18 protein-coding genes are annotated in these 18,830 nt (G+C 72.7%); 11 read left to right on the top strand and 7 right to left on the bottom strand.

The annotated features are described in order from the left end of the window. The first annotated feature begins 387 nt into the window (after positions 1–387). From WBN91_RS28560 to WBN91_RS28545, 4 genes are all read left to right on the top strand, one after another. Positions 388–1,518, top strand: coding sequence for a LolA family protein (locus tag WBN91_RS28560; RefSeq protein WP_337725387.1), 1,131 nt, complete (start codon positions 388–390; stop codon positions 1,516–1,518). Continuing rightward, a complete protein-coding gene (locus WBN91_RS28555) occupies positions 1,515–2,528 on the top strand; it encodes an ABC transporter ATP-binding protein (protein WP_337725386.1) in 1,014 nt (337 codons plus the stop codon). The genes WBN91_RS28560 and WBN91_RS28555 overlap by 4 nt, the downstream gene beginning before the upstream one ends. Beyond that, entirely contained in the window at positions 2,525–3,379 is an 855-nt protein-coding gene (locus tag WBN91_RS28550) for an ABC transporter permease (RefSeq protein WP_337725385.1), read from the top strand. The genes WBN91_RS28555 and WBN91_RS28550 overlap by 4 nt, the downstream gene beginning before the upstream one ends. A gap of 65 nt (positions 3,380–3,444) precedes the next feature. Then, entirely contained in the window at positions 3,445–3,975 is a 531-nt protein-coding gene (locus tag WBN91_RS28545; protein WP_337725384.1) for a GNAT family N-acetyltransferase, read from the top strand. Here WBN91_RS28545 and WBN91_RS28540 read toward each other — a convergent pair. The 3 genes from WBN91_RS28540 to WBN91_RS28530 all read right to left on the bottom strand — a co-directional run bounded on the left by WBN91_RS28540 (position 3,965) and on the right by WBN91_RS28530 (position 7,628). After that, positions 3,965–4,936 carry an ABC transporter ATP-binding protein gene (locus WBN91_RS28540; protein ID WP_337725383.1) on the bottom strand — a complete coding sequence of 324 codons (972 nt, stop codon included), beginning with the start codon at positions 4,934–4,936 and terminating at the stop codon, positions 3,965–3,967. The two genes, WBN91_RS28545 and WBN91_RS28540, sit on opposite strands and share 11 nt — an antisense overlap. After that, complete coding sequence (locus tag WBN91_RS28535; protein WP_443217818.1) at positions 4,936–6,510, bottom strand: ABC transporter permease; 1,575 nt, start codon at positions 6,508–6,510, stop codon at positions 4,936–4,938. Before WBN91_RS28535 ends, WBN91_RS28540 begins: the two co-directional genes overlap by 1 nt. An 89-nt stretch (positions 6,511–6,599) precedes the next feature. After that, entirely contained in the window at positions 6,600–7,628 is a 1,029-nt protein-coding gene (locus WBN91_RS28530; RefSeq protein WP_337725382.1) for a thiamine ABC transporter substrate-binding protein, read from the bottom strand. Positions 7,629–7,764: 136 nt separating this feature from the next. Here WBN91_RS28530 and WBN91_RS28525 point away from each other — a divergent pair, with 136 nt between their 5' ends. Beyond that, the gene (locus tag WBN91_RS28525; RefSeq protein ID WP_337725381.1) at positions 7,765–8,058 is read left to right on the top strand and encodes a 4a-hydroxytetrahydrobiopterin dehydratase; all 294 of its coding nucleotides are present in this window, start codon (positions 7,765–7,767) and stop codon (positions 8,056–8,058) included. Here the strand turns inward: WBN91_RS28525 and WBN91_RS28520 are convergent. Then, on the bottom strand, positions 8,014–9,210 hold the full coding sequence (locus WBN91_RS28520; protein WP_337725380.1) for a mannosyltransferase: 1,197 nt from the start codon (positions 9,208–9,210) through the stop codon (positions 8,014–8,016). The two genes, WBN91_RS28525 and WBN91_RS28520, sit on opposite strands and share 45 nt — an antisense overlap. 360 nt (positions 9,211–9,570) lie before the next feature. On the opposite strand from WBN91_RS28520, the gene WBN91_RS28515 reads away from it, so the two are divergent. From WBN91_RS28515 to WBN91_RS28500, 4 genes are all read left to right on the top strand, one after another. Further along, positions 9,571–11,442: a hypothetical protein gene (locus tag WBN91_RS28515; protein WP_337725379.1), complete on the top strand. Its 1,872-nt coding sequence runs from the start codon at positions 9,571–9,573 to the stop codon at positions 11,440–11,442. Next, positions 11,435–14,224 (top strand): ATP-binding protein, encoded by a 2,790-nt coding sequence (locus WBN91_RS28510; protein ID WP_337725378.1) that lies wholly within the window; start codon positions 11,435–11,437, stop codon positions 14,222–14,224. The genes WBN91_RS28515 and WBN91_RS28510 overlap by 8 nt, the downstream gene beginning before the upstream one ends. Then, positions 14,221–14,544 (top strand): hypothetical protein, encoded by a 324-nt coding sequence (locus WBN91_RS28505; protein ID WP_337725377.1) that lies wholly within the window; start codon positions 14,221–14,223, stop codon positions 14,542–14,544. The genes WBN91_RS28510 and WBN91_RS28505 overlap by 4 nt, the downstream gene beginning before the upstream one ends. 64 nt (positions 14,545–14,608) lie before the next feature. Further along, on the top strand, positions 14,609–15,193 hold the full coding sequence (locus WBN91_RS28500) for a Uma2 family endonuclease (RefSeq protein ID WP_337725376.1): 585 nt from the start codon (positions 14,609–14,611) through the stop codon (positions 15,191–15,193). A 55-nt stretch (positions 15,194–15,248) separates the two neighbouring features. Here the strand turns inward: WBN91_RS28500 and WBN91_RS28495 are convergent, their stop codons facing one another. From WBN91_RS28495 to ychF, 3 genes are read right to left on the bottom strand one after another with little or no spacing between them, the layout of a single operon-like run. Next, positions 15,249–15,620, bottom strand: a complete 372-nt coding sequence (locus tag WBN91_RS28495) for a type II toxin-antitoxin system death-on-curing family toxin (protein WP_337725375.1) — start codon at positions 15,618–15,620, stop codon at positions 15,249–15,251. Next, positions 15,617–15,820 carry a CopG family transcriptional regulator gene (locus WBN91_RS28490; RefSeq protein ID WP_337725374.1) on the bottom strand — a complete coding sequence of 68 codons (204 nt, stop codon included), beginning with the start codon at positions 15,818–15,820 and terminating at the stop codon, positions 15,617–15,619. The genes WBN91_RS28495 and WBN91_RS28490 overlap by 4 nt, the downstream gene beginning before the upstream one ends. A gap of 39 nt (positions 15,821–15,859) precedes the next feature. Further along, positions 15,860–16,939 (bottom strand): redox-regulated ATPase YchF, encoded by a 1,080-nt coding sequence (ychF, locus tag WBN91_RS28485; protein ID WP_337725373.1) that lies wholly within the window; start codon positions 16,937–16,939, stop codon positions 15,860–15,862. Between the two features lie 79 nt (positions 16,940–17,018). Here ychF and WBN91_RS28480 point away from each other — a divergent pair, with 79 nt between their 5' ends. Both WBN91_RS28480 and WBN91_RS28475 read left to right on the top strand, forming a co-directional pair. After that, positions 17,019–18,287: an AlkA N-terminal domain-containing protein gene (locus WBN91_RS28480; protein ID WP_337725372.1), complete on the top strand. Its 1,269-nt coding sequence runs from the start codon at positions 17,019–17,021 to the stop codon at positions 18,285–18,287. Then, positions 18,284–18,790, top strand: a complete 507-nt coding sequence (locus tag WBN91_RS28475; RefSeq protein ID WP_337725371.1) for a methylated-DNA--[protein]-cysteine S-methyltransferase — start codon at positions 18,284–18,286, stop codon at positions 18,788–18,790. Before WBN91_RS28480 ends, WBN91_RS28475 begins: the two co-directional genes overlap by 4 nt. The last annotated feature ends 40 nt before the right edge of the window (positions 18,791–18,830 follow it).

Here is an 18,830-nt window from a genome sequence, read left to right as displayed (position 1 = left end):
GTGGGGGAACCGAGGCCCTCCACTTGTAGGTAACACCTACCGCGCGCTCCGCGCGCGAAGACCGCGCTGCGCGCGCCGAAAAACCGCAGGCCGTATGCGCTGGAGAGGGTTGCCGCTGCCCGTGCGCCTTTTCTTCCCCTTCCCCTTGTCCTGCCCATGTCCTTGTCCTTGTCCTTGTCCTTGCCCTTGTCTTGCTGTCTACCTCCTGCCGTCGCGTGGCCGGTGTGCATCGCCAGGTGGCGTGGGGAGGAGGACAATCCGGGGCAGGGGCGATCCTGAGTCCGTTCTCAGGCCCGCACCGGCTCTCAGCGCCATCTCAGCCCGACCCGAGGAAGGTCTGTGGTGTCAGCCGGCGCAAGGTCGGTTGACGCCCTGGAGGAGGGGATCATGAACCGGAGAAGGGTGACCGTGGTCGCCGCGGCGGTCGGCGTGGTCGCCGGGGTCGCGGGGTTGGGGGTGCTTGCGATGCCGGCCGGGGCCGGGCCGGCGCCGGTGTTGCCCGAGGTTGGGGCCGAGGCGTTGGTGGAGTCCGTCCTGACCGCCAAGCCCGCTGCGTTCGGTGGGGCTGTCGACGTCAGCAACGACCTCGGGATCCCGGGGATCACCGGGCTGCCCCAGTTGTCCGACGGGGACTCCAAGCTGCGGGTCTGGACCGACGGTGAGGGACGGGTTCGGGTGCAGTTGCCGGCTCGGAGCGCCGAGCGCACGTTCGTCGACGACGGGCAGACCGGGTGGGTGTGGGACTCCGCGGACCAGAAGGTGACCAAGTTGGCGCACGGGCGGCTCGAAGAGCCCAAGCTCCAGCTCGACCCCGACGCCCCGCAGGTGCCCGCCGACCCCGTGGCGGTGGCGCGTGAAGCGGTGGCGAAGATCAAGGAGTTCAGCGACGTGAGCGTGGACGGCACGGCGCGTGTCGCCGACCGGCCCGCCTACGAGTTGGTGCTGACACCCAAGCCCACCGAGCGGACCGTGTTGCGTGAGGTGCGGGTGGCCGTCGACTCCGAGTTGCGGATCCCGTTGCGGTTCGAGGTGTTGACCAACGGCACCGCCGCGCCGGCCGTGCAGATCGGGTTCTCCGAGCTCAACGTGGGTCCGCAGGACGCCTCGCTGTTCAGCTTCACGCCGCCGCCGGGTGCGAAGGTGGAGGAGCCGGAGCTGCGTGAGCCCACCGCCGAGGAGAAGGCGCGGGCCGAGGGTGCGTTCGCCGAGGCGGCCCCGCAGGTCGTCGGCGAGGGGTGGGACCAGGTGCTCACCGCGCGCGTCCCGGCCGAGTCGCTGAAGAACCTGGCGCAGGAGCAGGGCGGCGACCGCGAGTGGGACCGTGAGGGTCGGGCCGGGCAGGACGTGGACGTCCAGGGTCTGCTCAAGCAGGTCGGCAAGCAGATCAGCGGTCCGTGGGGGTCGGGCACGTTGATCACCACCCGAGTCGGCGCCGTGTTGATCGCCGACGACGGCCGCGTGGCCGTGGGCGCCGTGCCGGAGCAGGTGCTGGTCGAGGCGATCGGCCAGGTGAAGTGAGCACCTCGACCAGCGCACGGGTGGAGTCGGCCCCGGCCGGCTCCACCCGGGTCCTCGCCGCCCGGACGCGGGGACTGCGCAAGGTGTACGGGCAGACCGTCGCGGTGGACCGGGTGGATCTCGACGTGCCGGAGGGGGCGGTGCTGGGCATGCTCGGCCCGAACGGGTCGGGCAAGACCACCACGATCCGCATGCTGCTCGGGCTCGTGCGGCCGACCGAGGGGGAGGTCGAGCTGCTGGGGAAGGCGTTGCCCGACGGCGCGGCGGCGGCGCTGCCGCACGTGGGTGCGCTGGTCGAGGGTCCCGGGTTCCACCCGTTCCTGTCGGGGCGGGAGAACCTCCGGCGGGTGGCGGCTTTCGAGCCGCTGCTCGCCACCGGCTCCATCAAGCAGGCGGTGGAGGACGCGCTGGAACGGGTCGGGCTGTCCGCCGCCGCGCACCGCCGGTACCGGGGGTACTCGCTGGGCATGAAGCAGCGGCTCGGGCTGGCGGCGGCGCTGCTGGTGGAGCGCCGGATGATCGTGCTCGACGAGCCGACCAACGGCCTGGACCCGGCGGGCACGCGCGAGGTGCGCAACGTGATCGCCGACCTGCACCACGCCGGCACCACGGTCGTGGTGTCGTCCCACCTGCTCAGCGAGATCGAGGCCACCTGCACGCACGTCGCCGTCCTGCACCGCGGCACGGCCGTGGCCCAGGGCGAGCTCGGCGAGCTGTTGCAGGCGGAGAACAGCGCGCTGGTGATCGTCACACCGGAGTTCAACCAGGCGCTCAACGTGCTGCGGGACGCCCGCATCTCGGCGCGGCCCACGATGGAGGGCGTCCGGGTCGAGCTGATCGGCACCACGCCGCCCGAGGTGATCGCGGCGCTGGTCACGGCCGGCATCCCGGTCTACGAGGCCCGCCTGCAACGCACCGGCCTGGAGGAGCTGTTCGCCCGGCTCACCGAGGCCCAGGAGGCCGACGAGGGCCTGTCCGCGGTCGACACCATCGAGGAGGGCGTCCGATGAGCGTGTCACCGGCCGTGAGCGCACCGGTCGCGACCCGGGCCCCGCTGGCCCGGCAGCTGCGGTCGGAGCTGCGCTGGATCATCCGCCGGCCGCGCACGGTGATCGGCCTGTTCGGCCTGTGCCTGGTGCCGATCCTGGCCGGCATCGGCCTGTGGTTCGCGGTGGACGAGGGCGACGCCTCCGGCGGTCCCGGTCTGGCCGCGATCATCGGCGGCAACGGCCTGGTCCTGCCGATCTTCACGCTGTTCCTGGCGCTGCCCCTGCTCCTGCCGCTGGTGGGCGCGATCTGGGCGGCCGACGGCCTGGCGGGCGAGTCGCAGCACGGCACCCTGCGCGGGTTGCTGATCGCACCGGTCGGCCGGATGCGCCTGCTCGCGGTGAAGTCCTTCGGCGTGGCCACCATGACGCTGTTCGCGGTCACCCTGATGGCGTTCGTGGCCGTGATCACCGGGGCGGTCCTGTTCGGCGGCGGCGGGATGCTGACGCTGTCGGGCAACACCCTGTCGTTCGGCCCGGCGATGGGCCGCATCGCGCTGACGATCGTGCTGGTGACCGTCCAGGTGTGGGGCGTGGCGGCGATCGCGATGGCGATCTCGGCCTGCACCGAGCACCCGCTGGTCGTGATGGCCGCGACGATGGCCGGTGTGATCGTGTTCGCCGTGCTGGGCCTGTTCGAGGCGCTGGACTGGCTGCACCCGTACCTGATCACCACGTACTGGAACAGCCTCATCGACGTGGTGCGCGACCCGCTGCCCACCGAGGCCCTGTGGCGGAGCACGGCCCTGGCCGGCTGCTACGTCCTGATCGGCCTCTCGCTGGCGGCGATGCGCCTGGCGACCAGGGACAACTGACCCGACGGCGGTGGGCGCGGCAATCCGGTTGAGCGGCGAGCCGCTGGTCGGGCATCGTCGCGCCCATGTTCCTGGAGACCGAACGGGTTCGGTTGCGCGGGTTCCGCGAGTCCGATGTGGACGCGCTCGCGGACCTGCACGCCGAGCCCGCCGTCATGCGCTTCCTGAACGGCGGGAAGCCGCTCGACCGCACCGCCGTGGTCACCGACCTCTTCCCCCGGCTCAGCGCCGCGCCCGGCTGGTGGGCGGGCGAGGAGAAGGGCAGCGGGCGGCTCTTGGGCTTGTTCGAGTTCCGCGAGACCGAGCCGGGTGTGCGTGAGCTGGGCTACCGGCTGCACCCCTCGGCCTGGGGCAAGGGGTACGCGACCGAGGTGTCCTCGGCCCTGATCGACAAGGGGTTCCGGGAGCTGGGCGTGCACCGGATCTTCGCCACGACCATGTTCGTCAACACCGGCTCCCGGCGGGTCATGGAACGAGTCGGGCTCCGCTTCCACCGCACGTTCTTCCAGGACTGGCCCGACCCGATCCCCGGCTCCGACCAGGGCGAGGTCGAGTACGTCCTGACCCGCGAGGACTGGGCCGCCGCTAGCCGATGACCGCCACGCCGTCGAGGTCGGTGGCCAACCGCACGACGTGGCCCGGCTCGGGGGGCGCGGCGACCGGGGCCACCGCCTCGAACTCGTCACCGTCGAGCAACACCAGCAGGCGCACGTGGTCGCGGCGATGGACGCGTTCCAGGACCGTCGCCTCGACCAGTCCCGCAGGGTCGACGCGCAGCGCGGAGGCGCGCAGACCCACCCTCGACGCCACGCCGAACAGCTCGGAGGCCCGGTCCGCCGCCAGGACCTTGCCGCACCCGAGGAACCGGGCCGTCTCGACGTCCGCCGGCGACCGCCACACCGACGACGGCTCCCCCACCTGCACGACCCGGCCCGCCCGCATGACCGCCACCCGGTCGGCCAGCGTGAACGCCTCGTCGTGGTCGTGCGTGACGACCAGCGCGGTCGCACCCGCCTCCCGCAACAACCGCGCCAGGTCCACCGCCAACTGCTCGCGCAGCGCGCGGTCCAAGGCGGACAGGGGCTCGTCCAGCAGCACCAACCGCGGTCGAGGCGCCAGGGCGCGGGCCAGGGCCACCCGCTGCTGCTCGCCGCCGGACAGCTCGGTCACCCGCCGCCGCTGGTAGCCGGCCAGGCCGACCAGTTCCAGCAGCTCGTCCACGCGCTTGCGCCGCGCCTCCCGGTCCACCCGGTGCATGCGCAGCCCGAACGCCACGTTCCCGGCCACGTCCCGGTGCGGGAACAGCTGCCCGTCCTGGAACACCAACCCGAACCCGCGCCGGTGCACGGGCACGCCCGCCAGGTCCGCGCCGTCCCAGGTCACCCGCCCCGCGGCGGGCGACTCCAGCCCCGCCACGGTCCGCAGCAGCGTCGACTTCCCGCAGCCGGACGGCCCGAGCAGCGCCACGACCTCGCCGTCACCGACCGCGAGGTCCACATCGGACACCGCGACCAACGACCCGTACCGCACGGTGATCCCGTTCAGCCGCAAAGACATCAGAACTCCCCGCCGGCCGGCACCCGCAGCCGCTCGATCAGCAGCACGGCCGCCGCGGTCACCACCATCAGCAGCGCGCACGCCGCGTACGCCATCTGGCTGTTGAGCTGCCCCGGCCGGGCCATCAGCCGGGCGATCACCACGGGCAGCGTCGGCGCGTCCGGCCGGGCCAGGAAGCTCGTCGCCCCGAACTCGCCCAGCGCCACCACGAACCCGAACCCCGCCGCCGCCAGCAGCGACCGGGACGCCAGCGGCAGGTCCACCTCGCGCCACACCCGCCACGGCGACGCGCCCAGCGTCGCCGCCGCCTGCCGCAGCCGCTCGTCCACGGCCCGCAGCACCGGCAGCACGATCCGCACCACCAGCGGCGTCACCACCAGCGCCTGCGCCAGCGGCACCAGCAGCGGTGACGTGCGGAAGTCGCCGGGCAGCGCGTCCATCGTGATCAGGTACCCGAACCCGACCGTCACCGCCGACACCCCCAGCGGCAGCATCAGCGCGGTGTCCAGGGTCTCGGCGAACCACGACCCGTGCCGCCGCAACCCGACCAGCACCACCGCCGACACGACGCCCACGGTCAGCGCCACCAGGGTCGCGTCGGTCGCCACCCGCACCGAGTTCAGCGCCGCGTCGAGCCCGGTCACGGCCAGCGTGCCGCGCTCACCGGTGCCCGCCAGCGCCCGGTACCCGGCCAGGCTCCAGCCGTCCGAAGTGGACAGCGACCGCAGCACCAGCCCCACCACGGGCGTCAGCAGCAGCCCGACCACCACCCACGCGGCGGCGACCACACCCCACTCGCCGCCGACCGGCCGCCGCGGCGCCTCGACCCGCAGCGACAGCGCCCGCTCCCGACGCCGGCGCAGCACCCCGCCGACCACCAGCACCGCCACCACCGCGACGAACTGCACCAACGACAGCGCAGCCGCGCCGGACAGGTCGAACAGCTCGACCGTCCGCAGGTAGATCTCCGTCTCCACAGTGCGGTACCGGGCGCCGCCGAGCACCAGCACCACGCCGAAACTGGTGGCGCAGAACAAGAACACCACCGACGCCGCCGACCCCAGGGCCGGGGCCAGCGCGGGCAGCACCACCGAGGTGAACGCCCGCAGCCGCGAAGCGCCCAGCGACCGCGCCGCGTCCTCGGCGCGCCGGTCCAGCGACGCCCACACCCCGCCGACGGTCCGCGCCACCACGGCCACGTTGAAGAACGCGTTGGCCAGCACGATCGGCAGCACCCCGCCATCGGGCCACAGCGCCCGGAACGCGAGCCCCACCACGACCGTCGGCAGCACGAACGGCACCATCACCGCCGCCCGCACCACCCCGGTGCCCCGCACCCGGCAGCGCGCCAGCAGGAACGCCACCGGCAGGCCCGTGACCAGCGCCAACGCGGTGGCGCCGAGGGCCTGGCCGAGCGTGAACCCGACCAGCTCCCAGGTCTCGCCGGAGCCCAGGACGGGCAGCACACCGCCTTCACCCAGCCCGAGGCCGACGATCGCCGCCACCGGCCACGCGAAGAACACGCCCAGGAAGGCGAGGGGCAGCAGCGCGGCGAGCGCCCAGCCCAGCCCCACCCGGGTGAAGGGCCTGCTCAGCCCCGCACGAGAGGACCCGATCAGCCCCGCACGAGAGGGCCTGCTCTGCCCTGTCCGAGAGGGCTTGCTCAGCCCTGCACGAGTGCGCGCCACTGCTGCACCCACCGCTCGCGGTTGGCGTCGACCTGGCTCGCGGGCAGAGTGCGCGCCTTCTCCGGCAGCGGGGCGGCCTTGGTCCACGCCTCGGGCAGCGCCACGCCCTCGCGGGACGGGTACACGTACATCTGGCCCGGCACGTCGGCCTGGAACTTCGCGCCCAGCAGGAAGTCCACGACCTTGCGCGCGTCCTCGGGGTTCTTCGCGCCCGCCAGCACACCCGCGTACTCGACCTGGCGGTAGCAGGTGTCCAGCAGCGCCTTGGTGCGCGGGTTGCCGTCGTCGCCGATCTCCGCCGACGGAGAGGACGCGTAGGACACCACGATCGGGCGCGGCCCCTTGCCGCTGGAGCCGGAGAAGTCCTGCGTGTAGGCCTCCTCCCAGCCGGAGACGACCTTCACGCCGTTGGCCTTCAGCTTGGACCAGTAGTCCTGCCAGCCGGACTCGCCGAACTCGGCGATCGTGCCGAGCAGGAACGCCAGGCCCGGCGAGGACGTGGCCGGGTCCTCCACGACCAGCTTGTCCTTGAACTTCGGGTCCGCGAGGTCGGCGTAGGACTTCGGCGCGTCCGCGCCCAGGCCCGCCACGTCGATGTTCACGCACACGTCGCCGACGTCCACGGCGTGCAGCCGGTTCGGCGGGTCGAGCTGGTAGCGCTGCGCGCCCTTGGACGCCTCGTCGGAGGCGTGCTCGGCGAACACGCCCTCCTTCAGGGCGCGCGAGGCGAACGTGGAGTCCACGCCGAAGGCCACGTCCCCGATCGGGTTGCCCTTGGACAGCACCAGCTTGTTGGTCAGCTCGCCCGCGTCACCGCTGGCCAGCGTCTTGACGGTGATCCCGGTCTCGGCCTTGAAGGCGTCGAGCACCTCGGGCGTGACGGCGAACGAGTCGTGGGTCACCAGCGTGACCACCCGCTCGCCCTGCGGCGCCTGGCTCGTGGTGGCCGAGCACGCGGCCAGCGACGCCGCCGTGACGGCGACGGTCAGCACTCGTCGAAGCATCGTTTCTCTCCCTACGCCGGCATGACCCGGATCAGGTGGACGGTCGAGGGCTTGCGAGCCCTCCTCTCAGCCCGGCGCGTTACCGGACTCCCGTGGCGAACGGGCAGTTTACGCCACGCGGTGGCACGATCGGGGCATGGCCGAGCTGCTGACCGACGACCAGGTGACCGCCGCGCTGTCGACGCTGCCCGACTGGAGCGCCGTGGACGGCGCGCTCGTCCGCACAGCGGAGCTGCCCAGCTTCGCGCAGGCGATCCAGGTGGTGAACCGGGTCGCGGAGATCGCCGAGAACGACAACCACCACCCGGACATCGACATCCGCTGGCGCACGCTGACGTTCCGGTGCAGCACCCACTCCAGCGGCGGGATCACCGCGCTGGACGTGTCACTGGCGGAGGAGATCGACGGCATCCTCGACGCGCTCGCGTGACTTCTCCCGCAGCACCACGGCGATCGCGACCAGCGTCAGCAGGCCCACCGCCGGGTACACCCAGCCCAGCAGGGACAGGTACCAGGGGCGCGGGATGATCCAGATCGACGGCTGCGCGTTGAGCAGGAACGAGATCAGGTAGCTGCCGATCGCGAGCAACCACGCCCACGCCGTGACGGCCGCGAGCCGGTGCTTCACGCCGTACACCAGCCACATCAGCGCCGGCACCGCCCACACCCAGTGGTGGCTCCACGAGATCGGCGACACCAGCAGGCCCAGGAACTGGACCGTGACGATCATGGCCAGGGTGTCCCGGGCCTTCACCGCCCACCACAGCGCCCACCCGGCCAACGCCACCGCGACCGCCACGCCCACCAGGTAGACCGGCCCGGTCTCCACGTCGTAGCCGACGGTCCGGGACAGCGCCGCGCGCAGCGACTGGTTGATCGCCGACCCGACCGGCCCGACCCGCGAGGCGTCACCGAGCAGCTGGAACCAGAACTGGTGCGACTGGCCGGCCGAGATCACGTAGCCCAGCGCGACCGTCCCGAGGAACGCGACGAACGACCACACGGCCGCCTTGTACTTGCGGGTGACCAGGAAGTAGAGGCCGGAGATCGCCGGCGTCAGCTTCACGCCCGCCGCCACGCCCACGCCCAGCCCCGCGAGCCACGGCCGCGCGCTGACCAGCGTGCCGATCAGCAACGCCGCCAGCACCAGGTTGATCTGCCCGTAGTTCAGGGTGGTGCGCACGGGTTCCACCCACACGAACAACGCCGTCCACAGCATCGCCCGGCGCGGGTCGTGGCTGCCGATCAGGCTCAGCGACTTGCGGGTCAGGAAGTACAGGCACGCCAGGCTCAGCAGCTGCCAGAACCAGCGCGCCACGCCCCACGACACCCACGACAGCGGCACGAACACGAACGCGGAGAACGGCGGGTAGGTGAACGGCAGCGCGAACTGATCGGAGAACTCCTTGAGCCGCCACTGGTAGAGCTCACCGGTGAACAGCTCGGGCGAGGCGTTGCGGTAGACCATCAGGTCCACCATCGTCATCTTCGCCTGGAGCGCGACCATCGCCAGGTGGCCGGCCAGGGACAGCCCCAGCAGCCACGGCGCGACCTTGAGCACGCGCGCTTCCAGCCTGATCACGCTACCTCCACCACGATCGTGTGAATTGCACGACTGTCGGGCCACGAAACCGGGTACCCGGACGTCTGGACGAGTGGGAGATCTACGCAAGGGGATTCGTATGACCGCCGACATCGTCGTGTTCACCGTCGCCGCGCTCGGCATGCTGGCCACAGCAGGTGGCGTGTTCGCACTCGCCCGCCACAGCCGCAACCAAGTGCGGTGACCGGAATCGGGTTCGGACAGTACCCGACCGCAGCGCCAGGACTCGCACCCCTCGGGTGCGGGTCCTGATCTTTTTTGTTCCGCCTTTGTGCGCACACGGCGGTTGCCGGTCCGCCTAAAGTGATGTGAAGCACACGCTGTGGGGGAGGGCGTGCGATGACCGCATCGACGCTGGCGCAAGACCCGGACGACGACCCACGGCAGGCCGGTGCCGCGGGCGCCGAACTCGCGGAGGTCGTGTTCACACCGGCCGAGCGGTGGGGGTGGCGGTTCGCCCCGCCGGCGCCGCCCGACGAGGAGCCCGAGGACGTCGAGCCGCGCTGGCAGGAGCCGCCCGAGCTGGTCACGCGCGAGGAGGAGCACCGCAGGCTGCTCAAGCGGCTGCCCTGGATGGGCGCGGCCGGCGGGATCGTGTCCGCGGGCGGGGTGGCCGCCGCGTCCGCCGGGCTGGGGGTCGGGGGCGCGGTGCTGTCGGTCTTCGTGGTGGCCGGTGTGGCGGTCAAGGCGTTGTTGCCGCTGGTGGAGCGGCAGTCCGCGCTGCGCGAGAGCCGGGCGCAGCGGCAGCACGAGCGGCAGGTGTTCGAGCAGCAGCACGCCGAGTGGCGCAAGCGCGAGGACGCCCGCGACCGGCGCAGGCGGCAGCACGACGCGGCCTCGCGGTGGTTCCCCGTGCGCCTGGACGCCGGGACCGCGCGGGTGGACGTGTTCGGGGGCGGCGGCGCGGGGTGGAAGGACCTGATCACCACGGTCGGCAGCACCGTTCTGCGATCCGGCGACGACGTGCTGGTGGTGGACTTCAGCGAAGAGGACGTCGGCGCGGGCTTGGCGGCGTTGGCGCGCACGGCCGGCTTGCCGGTGTCGACGGCTCGGCTCATGCAGGACCAGAGCCTGTTGCAGGGGCTCGACCCGGACGAGGTGGTGCGGGTGGTGGCCGGCGCGGTCGCCTCGCACCGCACGCCGACCGAGGCCGCGGACCTGCGGGTGGTGGCGGCGGAGGTGCTCACCACGGTCGTCGAGTGCCTCGACGAGCCGGTCACGTTCGCCCGATTATCCGCGGCGCTGCGGGTCGTGCGCGGCCACGGGTACCACGGGCGCACCCGGCAGCGGTTGAGCCTGGCCGAGGCCGGGCGGCTGACCGGGCGGATCGACCTCGTCGGCACCACACCCCGCGTCGCCGACGCCCTCCAAGCGCTGGCCCACCTGACCGAACTGCTCGCGGTCGACACCGAGACCGCGCCGCCGTCCACCTGGTCCGGCCCCGGCCTGACCGTGCTGACCAGCGGCGGCGCCGACGCCGACCGCAAGGACTTCCTGGACCGGGTGCTGTTCCAGCGGGTCGTGCACGCGCTGCGCACGGGTCTGCCGGGCAGCGGCCGGGACGTCCTGTTCGTCGCGGGCGCGGACCGGATGGGCTTGGACAACCTGGAGGCGCTGGCCAAGCAGGCGGGGCTGGCCAAGGTGCGGCTGGTCCTCCTGCTGGAGCACCTGCGCGGCGACCTGGTGGACCTGCTCGGCACGGCGGGCAGCGCGGCGATCCTCATGCGCCTGGGCAACGCCGACGAGGCCGAGTCGGCGGCCCGGTTCGTCGGCCGGCGGCACCGCTTCGAGGACACCGGGACGTCGGTTCAGACCGGCACCACGCTCACAGAGAGCACCTCCACCTCGCACAGCACGCAGGCCGGCACCAGCGAGACCGAAGGCACGCAGCGGACCACACCCCGGGACGCGGGCCTGTTCGACTGGCGCGCGGGCACCAAGGGCACGTCCAGCGGGGTCGGCACGTCGGAGTCCAAGACCTGGTCAGAGAGCACCAGCCAGTCGATCGCCGACGCCGAGAGCACCACCACCTCCCGGTCCCGGGTGTACGAGTACGAGGTGGAGCCGACGGTGTTCCAAGGCCTGCCGCCGACCGGGTTCGTGATGGTGGAGAACGGCCCGAACGGCCGGACCGTCGTCCACGGCGACTGCGACCCCCGGATCACGCTGCTGCGCCGCGTCGCCCTCGAACCCCGGCCCGGCGATGCCTGAGGACTTCGCGGGCGCGGTGTTCCACCGCCTGCGCACCACCCCGCGCCGCCCGACCGAACCCGACCGCCCCGACCCCGTGCCCGCGCAGCTGTTCGCGGCGCTCAGCGGGGCGTACGCCGAGCTGGGGCCGGAGGACCTGCTGGTCGCGGCCTGGCAACGGGAACCCGGTGACCCGCGGCTGCGCGTCCTGTTCGGCGGACGTCCCGGCTTCCCGCCCGCGCGCGGCGGCGCGCCCGGCGACCGCGTCCCCCTGCTGTACCCGCCGGGCAGCCACGCCGAGGTGGTGGACACCGCCGAGGTCCTGGCGTCGTGGGAGCGGTACCCGGCGTGGGTCGTGTGCACCGGGCAGGCCGACGCGCTGTGGACCCCCGACGACGCCCGCCGGCAGCAGAACCGCGGCGGGTTCGACGACTACGTGGCCCACCTCGGCGACGAGTTCGTGTGGCTCACCCTCGCCCGGCCGCTGCCCGCCGACCACGTCGACCGCGAACTGGTCGAACTGGCCGTGCGCATCCCCGAGCTGCGGCTGCGCGAGCGCGACGAGGCCAGCCGGATCGCACTCCAGCGGGCCTCCGGCCGGTACCGGGACCTGGCCCGCGCCCGCACGACCGGGCTGTGGCACGTCCGCGTCCTGGTCGCGAGCGGGACACCCGCGGCGGCGCGACGGGCGGCGGCCCTGCTGTGCGGCGCGTCGGACCTGGACGACCTGCCGTACGCGCTGGCCCCGGCGGGCGCGCCGACGTCGTTCGCCCAGGCGCTCGCCACGACCGTGAGCACGGAAGACGGCCACGCCGCCCCGTTCCCGGCGACCAGCGAACTGCTCGCGGCGCTGGCCCGGCCGCCCAAGCGCGAGCTGCCCGGCGTGCACGTGGTCGAGCGGGCGGACTTCGACGTGACACCGGAGGTGGACGGCCCGATCGAGGTGGGCGCGGTGCTCGACGACGCCGACCGGCCGGCGGGCACGTTCACCGTCACCACCGACACCCTCAACCGGCACGCGTTCGTGGCGGGCGCGACCGGCGCGGGCAAGTCGCAGACCGTGCGCCACCTGCTGGAGCAGCTGCACCGCGACGGCGTGCCGTGGCTGGTGATCGAGCCCGCGAAGGCCGAGTACGCGCGGATGGCGGGCCGGGTCGGCCCGGTGACCGTGATCCGGCCGGGCGCGCCGGACGCCGTCCCGGTCGGCCTGAACCCGCTGGAACCCGCGCCCGGCTTCCCCATCCAGACCCACATCGACCTGGTCCGGGCGCTGTTCCTGGCCGCGTTCGAGGCGGAGGAGCCCTTCCCGCAGGTGCTCAGCCACGCCCTGACCCGCTGCTACACCGACCTGGGCTGGGACCCGGTGGTCGGCGAGCCGCGCCTGGCCGGCGTGACGCCGAGGTTCCCAGGGTTGCGGGACCTCCAGCGGACGGCGCTGGAGGTGGTGGCGGGCATCGGGTACGGGCGGGAGATCACCGACAACGTGCGCGGGTTCATCGACGTGCGACTGGGTTCGCTGAGGCTGGGCACGCCGGGCCGGTTCTTCGCGGGCGGGCACCCGCTGGACGTGGCGGAACTGTTGCGGCGCAACGTGGTGCTGGAGATCGAGGACGTCGGCAACGACCAGGACAAGGCGTTCCTCATCGGCGCGGTGCTGATCCGGCTGCACGAGCACCTGCGGGTGCGGCACCGGTCCACGCCCGTGGTCGGGCTGCGGCACGTGACCGTGATCGAGGAGGCGCACCGGCTGCTGAAGAACGTGCTGCCCGGCAGTCCGGCGGCGCACGCGGTGGAGCTGTTCACGGCGCTGCTGGCGGAGATCCGGGCGTACGGCGAGGGGATCGTGATCGCGGAGCAGATCCCTTCGAAGATCGTGCCCGATGTCGTGAAGAACACCGCGCTGAAGATCATCCACCGGCTGCCGGCGGCGGACGACCGTGAGCTGCTCGGGGCGACGGTGAACCTGGACGAGGCGCAGTCGCGGCACGTGGTGTCCCTGCCGCCGGGCCGTGCGGTCGCGTTCGCCGACGGCATGGACCGTCCGGTGCGGGTGGCCGTGCCTCTGGGTCAGGACCGGGAGGCGTTGCTACCCGGTCCGCCCGCGTCGGTCCTGCGCCCGCGCAGCGCCGCCTGCGGACCGCTGTGCGCGGCAGCGCCGTGCGTGCTGCGCGAGGTCAACCGGGCGGCCCACTTGGCTGCCGAGCCCAGGTTCGTCCTGTGGATCGAACTCCTGACGGCAGCACACGTGGTGGGCCGCCCCGCCCCCGTTCCGGGCGCCGAGTGGGTGAAGGGTTTGCCCTCAGACCGACGAACCCTGGAATGCGCCGTCTCCCATCGGGTGGACGCGGCCGTAGACCGCCGCTACCGCTCGCTGGCCCAGCACTACCAACCGGAAGCCCTGGCCGCACACCTGACCACCGCCGCCCTGACCGTGGTCGACGGTGGCCCGGGATGCCCCGCCGAGCCACCGTGGCAAGCCGGCCGCTACCGCTGGGTGGACGTGCTGGCGGCCCTGAAGTCCTCGCCGTCCGACGCCCCACCCCACCCGTCCACCGAGTCGTGGGCAGCCCGCGGCCTGCACCTCCCCGGAGCCACGACAGGCGCCCAACTCGACGCCCTCCGCAGCCACCCGGACTCGTGGCGCCCTTCCACGGTGACCGGCGACGCCGAGGTCCACGAGGCGGCGGCCCAACTGAGCCGAGCCCCCGACCGCCGTGCCCGTCTGGCGGAGGCGACCAGATTCCTCGACTCGGGCATGACCCTGGCCCTGGACCTGTTCACCCCGAGAAAGGCGGACCGATGAGCACCGATTCCGGCTCCACCACCAGCTCCGACACCGGCCCTTCCGGCTCAGCCGACTCGTGGTCGTCCGTCGAGTCCTCCGTGGGAACGCCGGAGGTCGTGGACGCGGAACGCCTGATCGACCGCGAACGTCCGGCGGCGGAACACGTCGACCTGGAGAGCGTCCCTTTGACCCATGTCGACACGCGCACCGGGAACCGATGCGGGTACATCGACGAGTGGGAGCTGCTGGTGCGCGAGGTGGGGCTCGGGAGCCGGGAAGCCGAACACATGAGCCCGGAGGAATTCCACCAGACCGGCCGTTTCGAGCCGATCACCTAGCCCGACGCACCCTCGACAGGGCTGGTCAGTGGCCCGCATGGCGGCTGGTCACTATCTTTGTGCCATGACCGCACTGCCGGACTGGATGCGCCCGCCGCGCCCCGAAGGCTGGTTCGCGGAGGACCTGGACCGCCTCCCCGAGGCGCCTCGCCACACTGAGCTGATCGACGGAGCACTCGTTTTCACGATGTCGCCTCAGCGGGTGTGGCACGCCCGTGTCGTCACGGCTCTCACCACGGCTCTCACCAGCCAGGCACCTGTCGGCATCGAGGTGGACCGCGAAGTCACCATCCGCCTGGACGCGCGCAACCGCCCAGAGCCCGACATCCTCGTCACCACCGCAGCGGTCGATCCCGACCGGACCTGGTTCGCGCCTGAAGACGTGCTGCTCGCGGTAGAGGTGACCTCACCGGAGTCCGAACACCGCGACCGGACGGTCAAGCTGCGCAAGTACGCCGAGGCCGGGCTGCGGCACTACTGGCTGGTCGAGGAGGAAGACAGCCGGCCCGTCGCGCACGTGTACGAGCTGGACGAGCCGACCAGGACCTACGCCCCGGCCGGCATCTTCCGCGGCACTCTCGCCCTGGCCATGCCGTTCCCGATCACCATCGACCTCGACGGCCTCTTCCCGACCGCGGCCTCCCGGTAACACAGCACGGGCTACCGGCACGACGCGAGAACAGCGAGCCCGCTCTGATCGCGGGTCAGAGCGGACGGGTCCAGGTGGCCAGTCGAGCGGCGGTCTCCCGGTAGTCCGCCGTGCCGGTCGACACGGCGATCACCAGGTCGTACGCGTCGTCCTCCGGTGCGTCCAGGTCGAGGTCGTTGAGGCCGTAGAAGACGAACGTCCCCATCCACGACAGGCGCTTGTTGCCGTCCACCAGCGGGTGGTTGCGTGCCAGGGACTCCAGCAGCACCGCTGCCTTCTCGTGGATCGACGGGTAGGCGTCGCGGCCCATCAGGGACACCTGCGGCCGGTGCGCGGCCGAGTCGAGCAGCCCGAGGTCGCGGACCTTGGGCACGCCGAGGTCGGTCGCGAGGGTCAGCAGGTCGTCCAGGGTGAGGTAGGCGATCACTGCGCGAGCCGGTCGAGCAGCGACGCGTAGCGCTGCCGACCCTCCTGCGACAGGTCGCGGACCTTGGCGTCCCGCACCCGGCGCGCGGCGCTGTCCAAGATCGCCCGCACCGCGGCCTCGTGCTTGCTGACCCCGTCCTGCTCGGCCAGCAGCGCCAAGGCCCGCTCCTGCTCGTCGGTCAGCCGAAGGGTCATCGCCATGCGCTCATGCTACCAACTTGGTAGCAAGATCACGTGACCTCAGACGTTGAAGCGGAACTCCACCACGTCGCCGTCCGCCATCACGTAGTCCTTGCCCTCCATGCGGACCTTGCCGGCAGCCTTCGCCGCCGCCATCGAGCCGGCCGCGACCAGGTCCTCAAACGAGACCACCTCGGCCTTGATGAAGCCGCGCTCGAAGTCCGTGTGGATGACGCCCGCCGCCTGCGGCGCGGTCGCGCCCTTGGGGATGGTCCACGCCCGGGATTCCTTCGGGCCCGCCGTCAGGTAGGTCTGGAGGCCCAGGGTGTGGAAGCCGGCTCGGGCCAGGGCGTGCAGGCCCGGCTCGTGCTGGCCGATGGACTCCAGCAGCTCGCGCGCGGACTCCTCGTCCAGCTCCAGCAGTTCCGCCTCGACCTTGGCGTCCAGGAACACCGCGTCCGCCGGGGCGACCAGTTCCCGCAGTTCCTTCAACTTGGCCTCGTCGGTCAGCACGCCCTCGTCGGCGTTGAACACGTAGAGGAACGGCTTGGTGGTCAGCAGGCTCAGTTCGCGCAGCAGGTCGCCGTCCACCTCGCCCTGCGCCGAAAACAGCGTGCGGCCGGAGTCGAGGATCGCGCGGGCCTTGAGGGCCGCGTCCAGGGCCGGGCGGCGGTCCTTGACCGTCCGGGCCTCCTTCTCCAGCCTCGGCACGGCCTTCTCCAGGGTCTGGAGGTCGGCGAGGATCAGCTCGGTGTTGATCGTCTCGATGTCGGCCGCCGGGTCCACGCGACCGTCGACGTGCACCACGTCGTCGTCGGCGAACACCCGGATGACCTGGCAGATCGCGTTGGCCTCGCGGATGTTGGCGAGGAACTTGTTGCCCAGGCCGGCGCCTTCGGACGCGCCCTTGACGATGCCCGCGATGTCGACGAACGACACCACGGCGGGCACCTCGCGCTCCGAGCCGAAGATCTCCGCCAACTTGCCGAGGCGGGCGTCCGGCAACGGCACCACGCCGACGTTGGGCTCGATGGTCGCGAACGGGTAGTTCGCCGCGAGCACGTCGTTGCGCGTGAGGGCGTTGAACAGGGTGGACTTGCCGACGTTGGGCAGGCCGACGATACCGAGGGTCAAACTCACGGGGGGTGAGTCTACGCGGTGGGACGCCGTGTCCGATTCCCGCGAGACCCCTGGTGCCGGCGGTGGCACAGTGACAGGCATGTTGGTCGACGCCGAACGTGCCTACCGGGCGGTCGCCGCCCGGGACGCCCGGTTCGACGGGTGCTTCATCCTGGCGGTCCGCACCACCCGGATCTACTGCCGCCCGTCGTGCCCGGCGGTCACGCCCAAGCAGCGCAACGCCGAGTTCTACCCGACCGCCGCCGCCGCGCAGTCGGCCGGCTACCGGGCGTGCCGGCGGTGCCTCCCGGACGCCGTGCCGGGCTCCCCGGAGTGGAACCTGCGGGCCGACCTGGCCGCGCGGGCCATGCGGCTCATCGCGGACGGGGTCGTCGAGCGCGACGGCGTGCCGGGCCTGGCCGCGCGCCTCGGGTACTCCGAGCGCCACCTGACCCGCGTGCTGACCGCCGAGCTGGGCGCCGGCCCGTTGGCCCTCGCCCGGGCGCACCGGGCGCACTCCGCCCGCCTGCTGATCGAGACCACGGACCTGTCGTTCACCGACATCGCGTTCGCGGCCGGATTCGCCAGCGTGCGGCAGTTCAACGACACCATCCGGGCCGTGTTCGCGGCGACGCCGTCGGAGATGCGGTCCAAGCGCAAGGTCGTCGGCACGGCGGGGCGGATCACGCTGCGCCTGCCCTACCGGCCGCCGTTCGACGCGGCGGGGCTGTTGGCGCAGTTCAGGGCGTCGGCGATCCCGGGCGTGGAGCACGTCACGGACACCTCGTACGCGCGGTCGCTGCGGCTGCCGCACGGGCAGGCGACGGTGCTGCTGGAGCCCGCCGACGGCTACGTGTCGTGCTCGCTGCGGCTGGCCGACCTGCGCGACCTGGGCAGCGCGGTGTCGCGCGTGCGACGCCTGCTCGACCTGGACGCCGACCCGCAGGCGGTGGACGAGTTCCTCGGCGGCGACCCGCTGCTGCGCCCCCTCGTCCGGGCGCATCCCGGCGTGCGGCTGCCGGGCAGCGTGGACGGGGCCGAGACCCTGCTGCGCGCGCTGGGGCACGTGTTCCCCGGCGAACCGCTGGACATCCCGGACGGGCCGGTGACCCACCTCTACCCGGCGCCCGCCGACGTCGACTCGCCCGTCGCGGCGGCGCTGGCGTCCGGCGCGCTGGTGGTGGACGTGGGCCGCGACGCCGAGGAGCTGGAGGCCGAGCTGGCCGCGTTCCCCGGCGTCGGCCCCCGGGTCGCCCGGTACGTCGTGATGCGCGTGCTCGGCGCCCCCGACATCCCTTTGACCACGGACAACACGGCGTGGCGGCCCTGGCGGTCGTACGCCGAGATGCACCTCGGGAGGACCGCGTGACCACCGCCTTCACATCCACTGTGGACACTCCGATCGGCCCCTTCACCGCCGTGGTGGCGGCGGACGGCGCCGTGCTGGCCAGCGGCTGGACGGACTCCCTGGACGACCTGCTGCCCCAGGTGTCCCCGTCCCTGCGCCCGACGACCGTCACCACCCGCAGCGACCTGGGCGAGGTGACCCGGGCCGTGCGCGACTACCACGCCGGCGACCTGGCGGCGATCGACGACGTCCCGGTGCGGCAGCGGTCCGGCGAGTTCAGGGAACAGGCGTGGACGGCCCTGCGCACGGTGCCGGCGGGCAAGCCGGTGAGCTACGCCGACTACGCCCTCCTGGCCGGCCGTCCCTCGGCCGTCCGCGCGGCGGCGTCGGCCTGCGCCCGCAACGCGGCAACCCTCTTCGTCCCCTGCCACCGCGTGGTCCGAACCGGCGGCGCGATCGGCAACTTCCGCTGGGGCGTCGACGTGAAGCGCTGGCTGCTCGCCCACGAGGAGTCCGCGGCCTGACGGCTGACAGCGAAACCGGTGGCACGGGACCTCACACAGG

This window comes from Saccharothrix sp. CCNWYY140 (assembly GCF_037401995.1).
Classification (GTDB): Bacteria; Actinomycetota; Actinomycetes; order Mycobacteriales; family Pseudonocardiaceae; genus Actinosynnema.
This window is presented reverse-complemented; position numbering and strand designations above follow the sequence as displayed.

Excerpts from the sequence above, each read along its gene's own strand:
- WBN91_RS28560 (WP_337725387.1), top strand. The coding sequence starts at position 388 with ATGAACCGGAGAAGGGTGACCGTGGTCGCCGCGGCGGTCGGCGTGGTC.
- WBN91_RS28550 (WP_337725385.1), top strand. The coding sequence starts at position 2,525 with ATGAGCGTGTCACCGGCCGTGAGCGCACCGGTCGCGACCCGGGCCCCG.
- WBN91_RS28545 (WP_337725384.1), top strand. The coding sequence starts at position 3,445 with ATGTTCCTGGAGACCGAACGGGTTCGGTTGCGCGGGTTCCGCGAGTCC.
- WBN91_RS28540 (WP_337725383.1), bottom strand. The coding sequence starts at position 4,936 with ATGTCTTTGCGGCTGAACGGGATCACCGTGCGGTACGGGTCGTTGGTC.
- WBN91_RS28530 (WP_337725382.1), bottom strand. The coding sequence starts at position 7,628 with ATGCTTCGACGAGTGCTGACCGTCGCCGTCACGGCGGCGTCGCTGGCC.
- WBN91_RS28525 (WP_337725381.1), top strand. The coding sequence starts at position 7,765 with ATGGCCGAGCTGCTGACCGACGACCAGGTGACCGCCGCGCTGTCGACG.
- WBN91_RS28515 (WP_337725379.1), top strand. The coding sequence starts at position 9,571 with ATGACCGCATCGACGCTGGCGCAAGACCCGGACGACGACCCACGGCAG.
- WBN91_RS28510 (WP_337725378.1), top strand. The coding sequence starts at position 11,435 with ATGCCTGAGGACTTCGCGGGCGCGGTGTTCCACCGCCTGCGCACCACC.
- WBN91_RS28505 (WP_337725377.1), top strand. The coding sequence starts at position 14,221 with ATGAGCACCGATTCCGGCTCCACCACCAGCTCCGACACCGGCCCTTCC.
- WBN91_RS28500 (WP_337725376.1), top strand. The coding sequence starts at position 14,609 with ATGACCGCACTGCCGGACTGGATGCGCCCGCCGCGCCCCGAAGGCTGG.
- WBN91_RS28490 (WP_337725374.1), bottom strand. The coding sequence starts at position 15,820 with ATGGCGATGACCCTTCGGCTGACCGACGAGCAGGAGCGGGCCTTGGCG.
- WBN91_RS28480 (WP_337725372.1), top strand. The coding sequence starts at position 17,019 with ATGTTGGTCGACGCCGAACGTGCCTACCGGGCGGTCGCCGCCCGGGAC.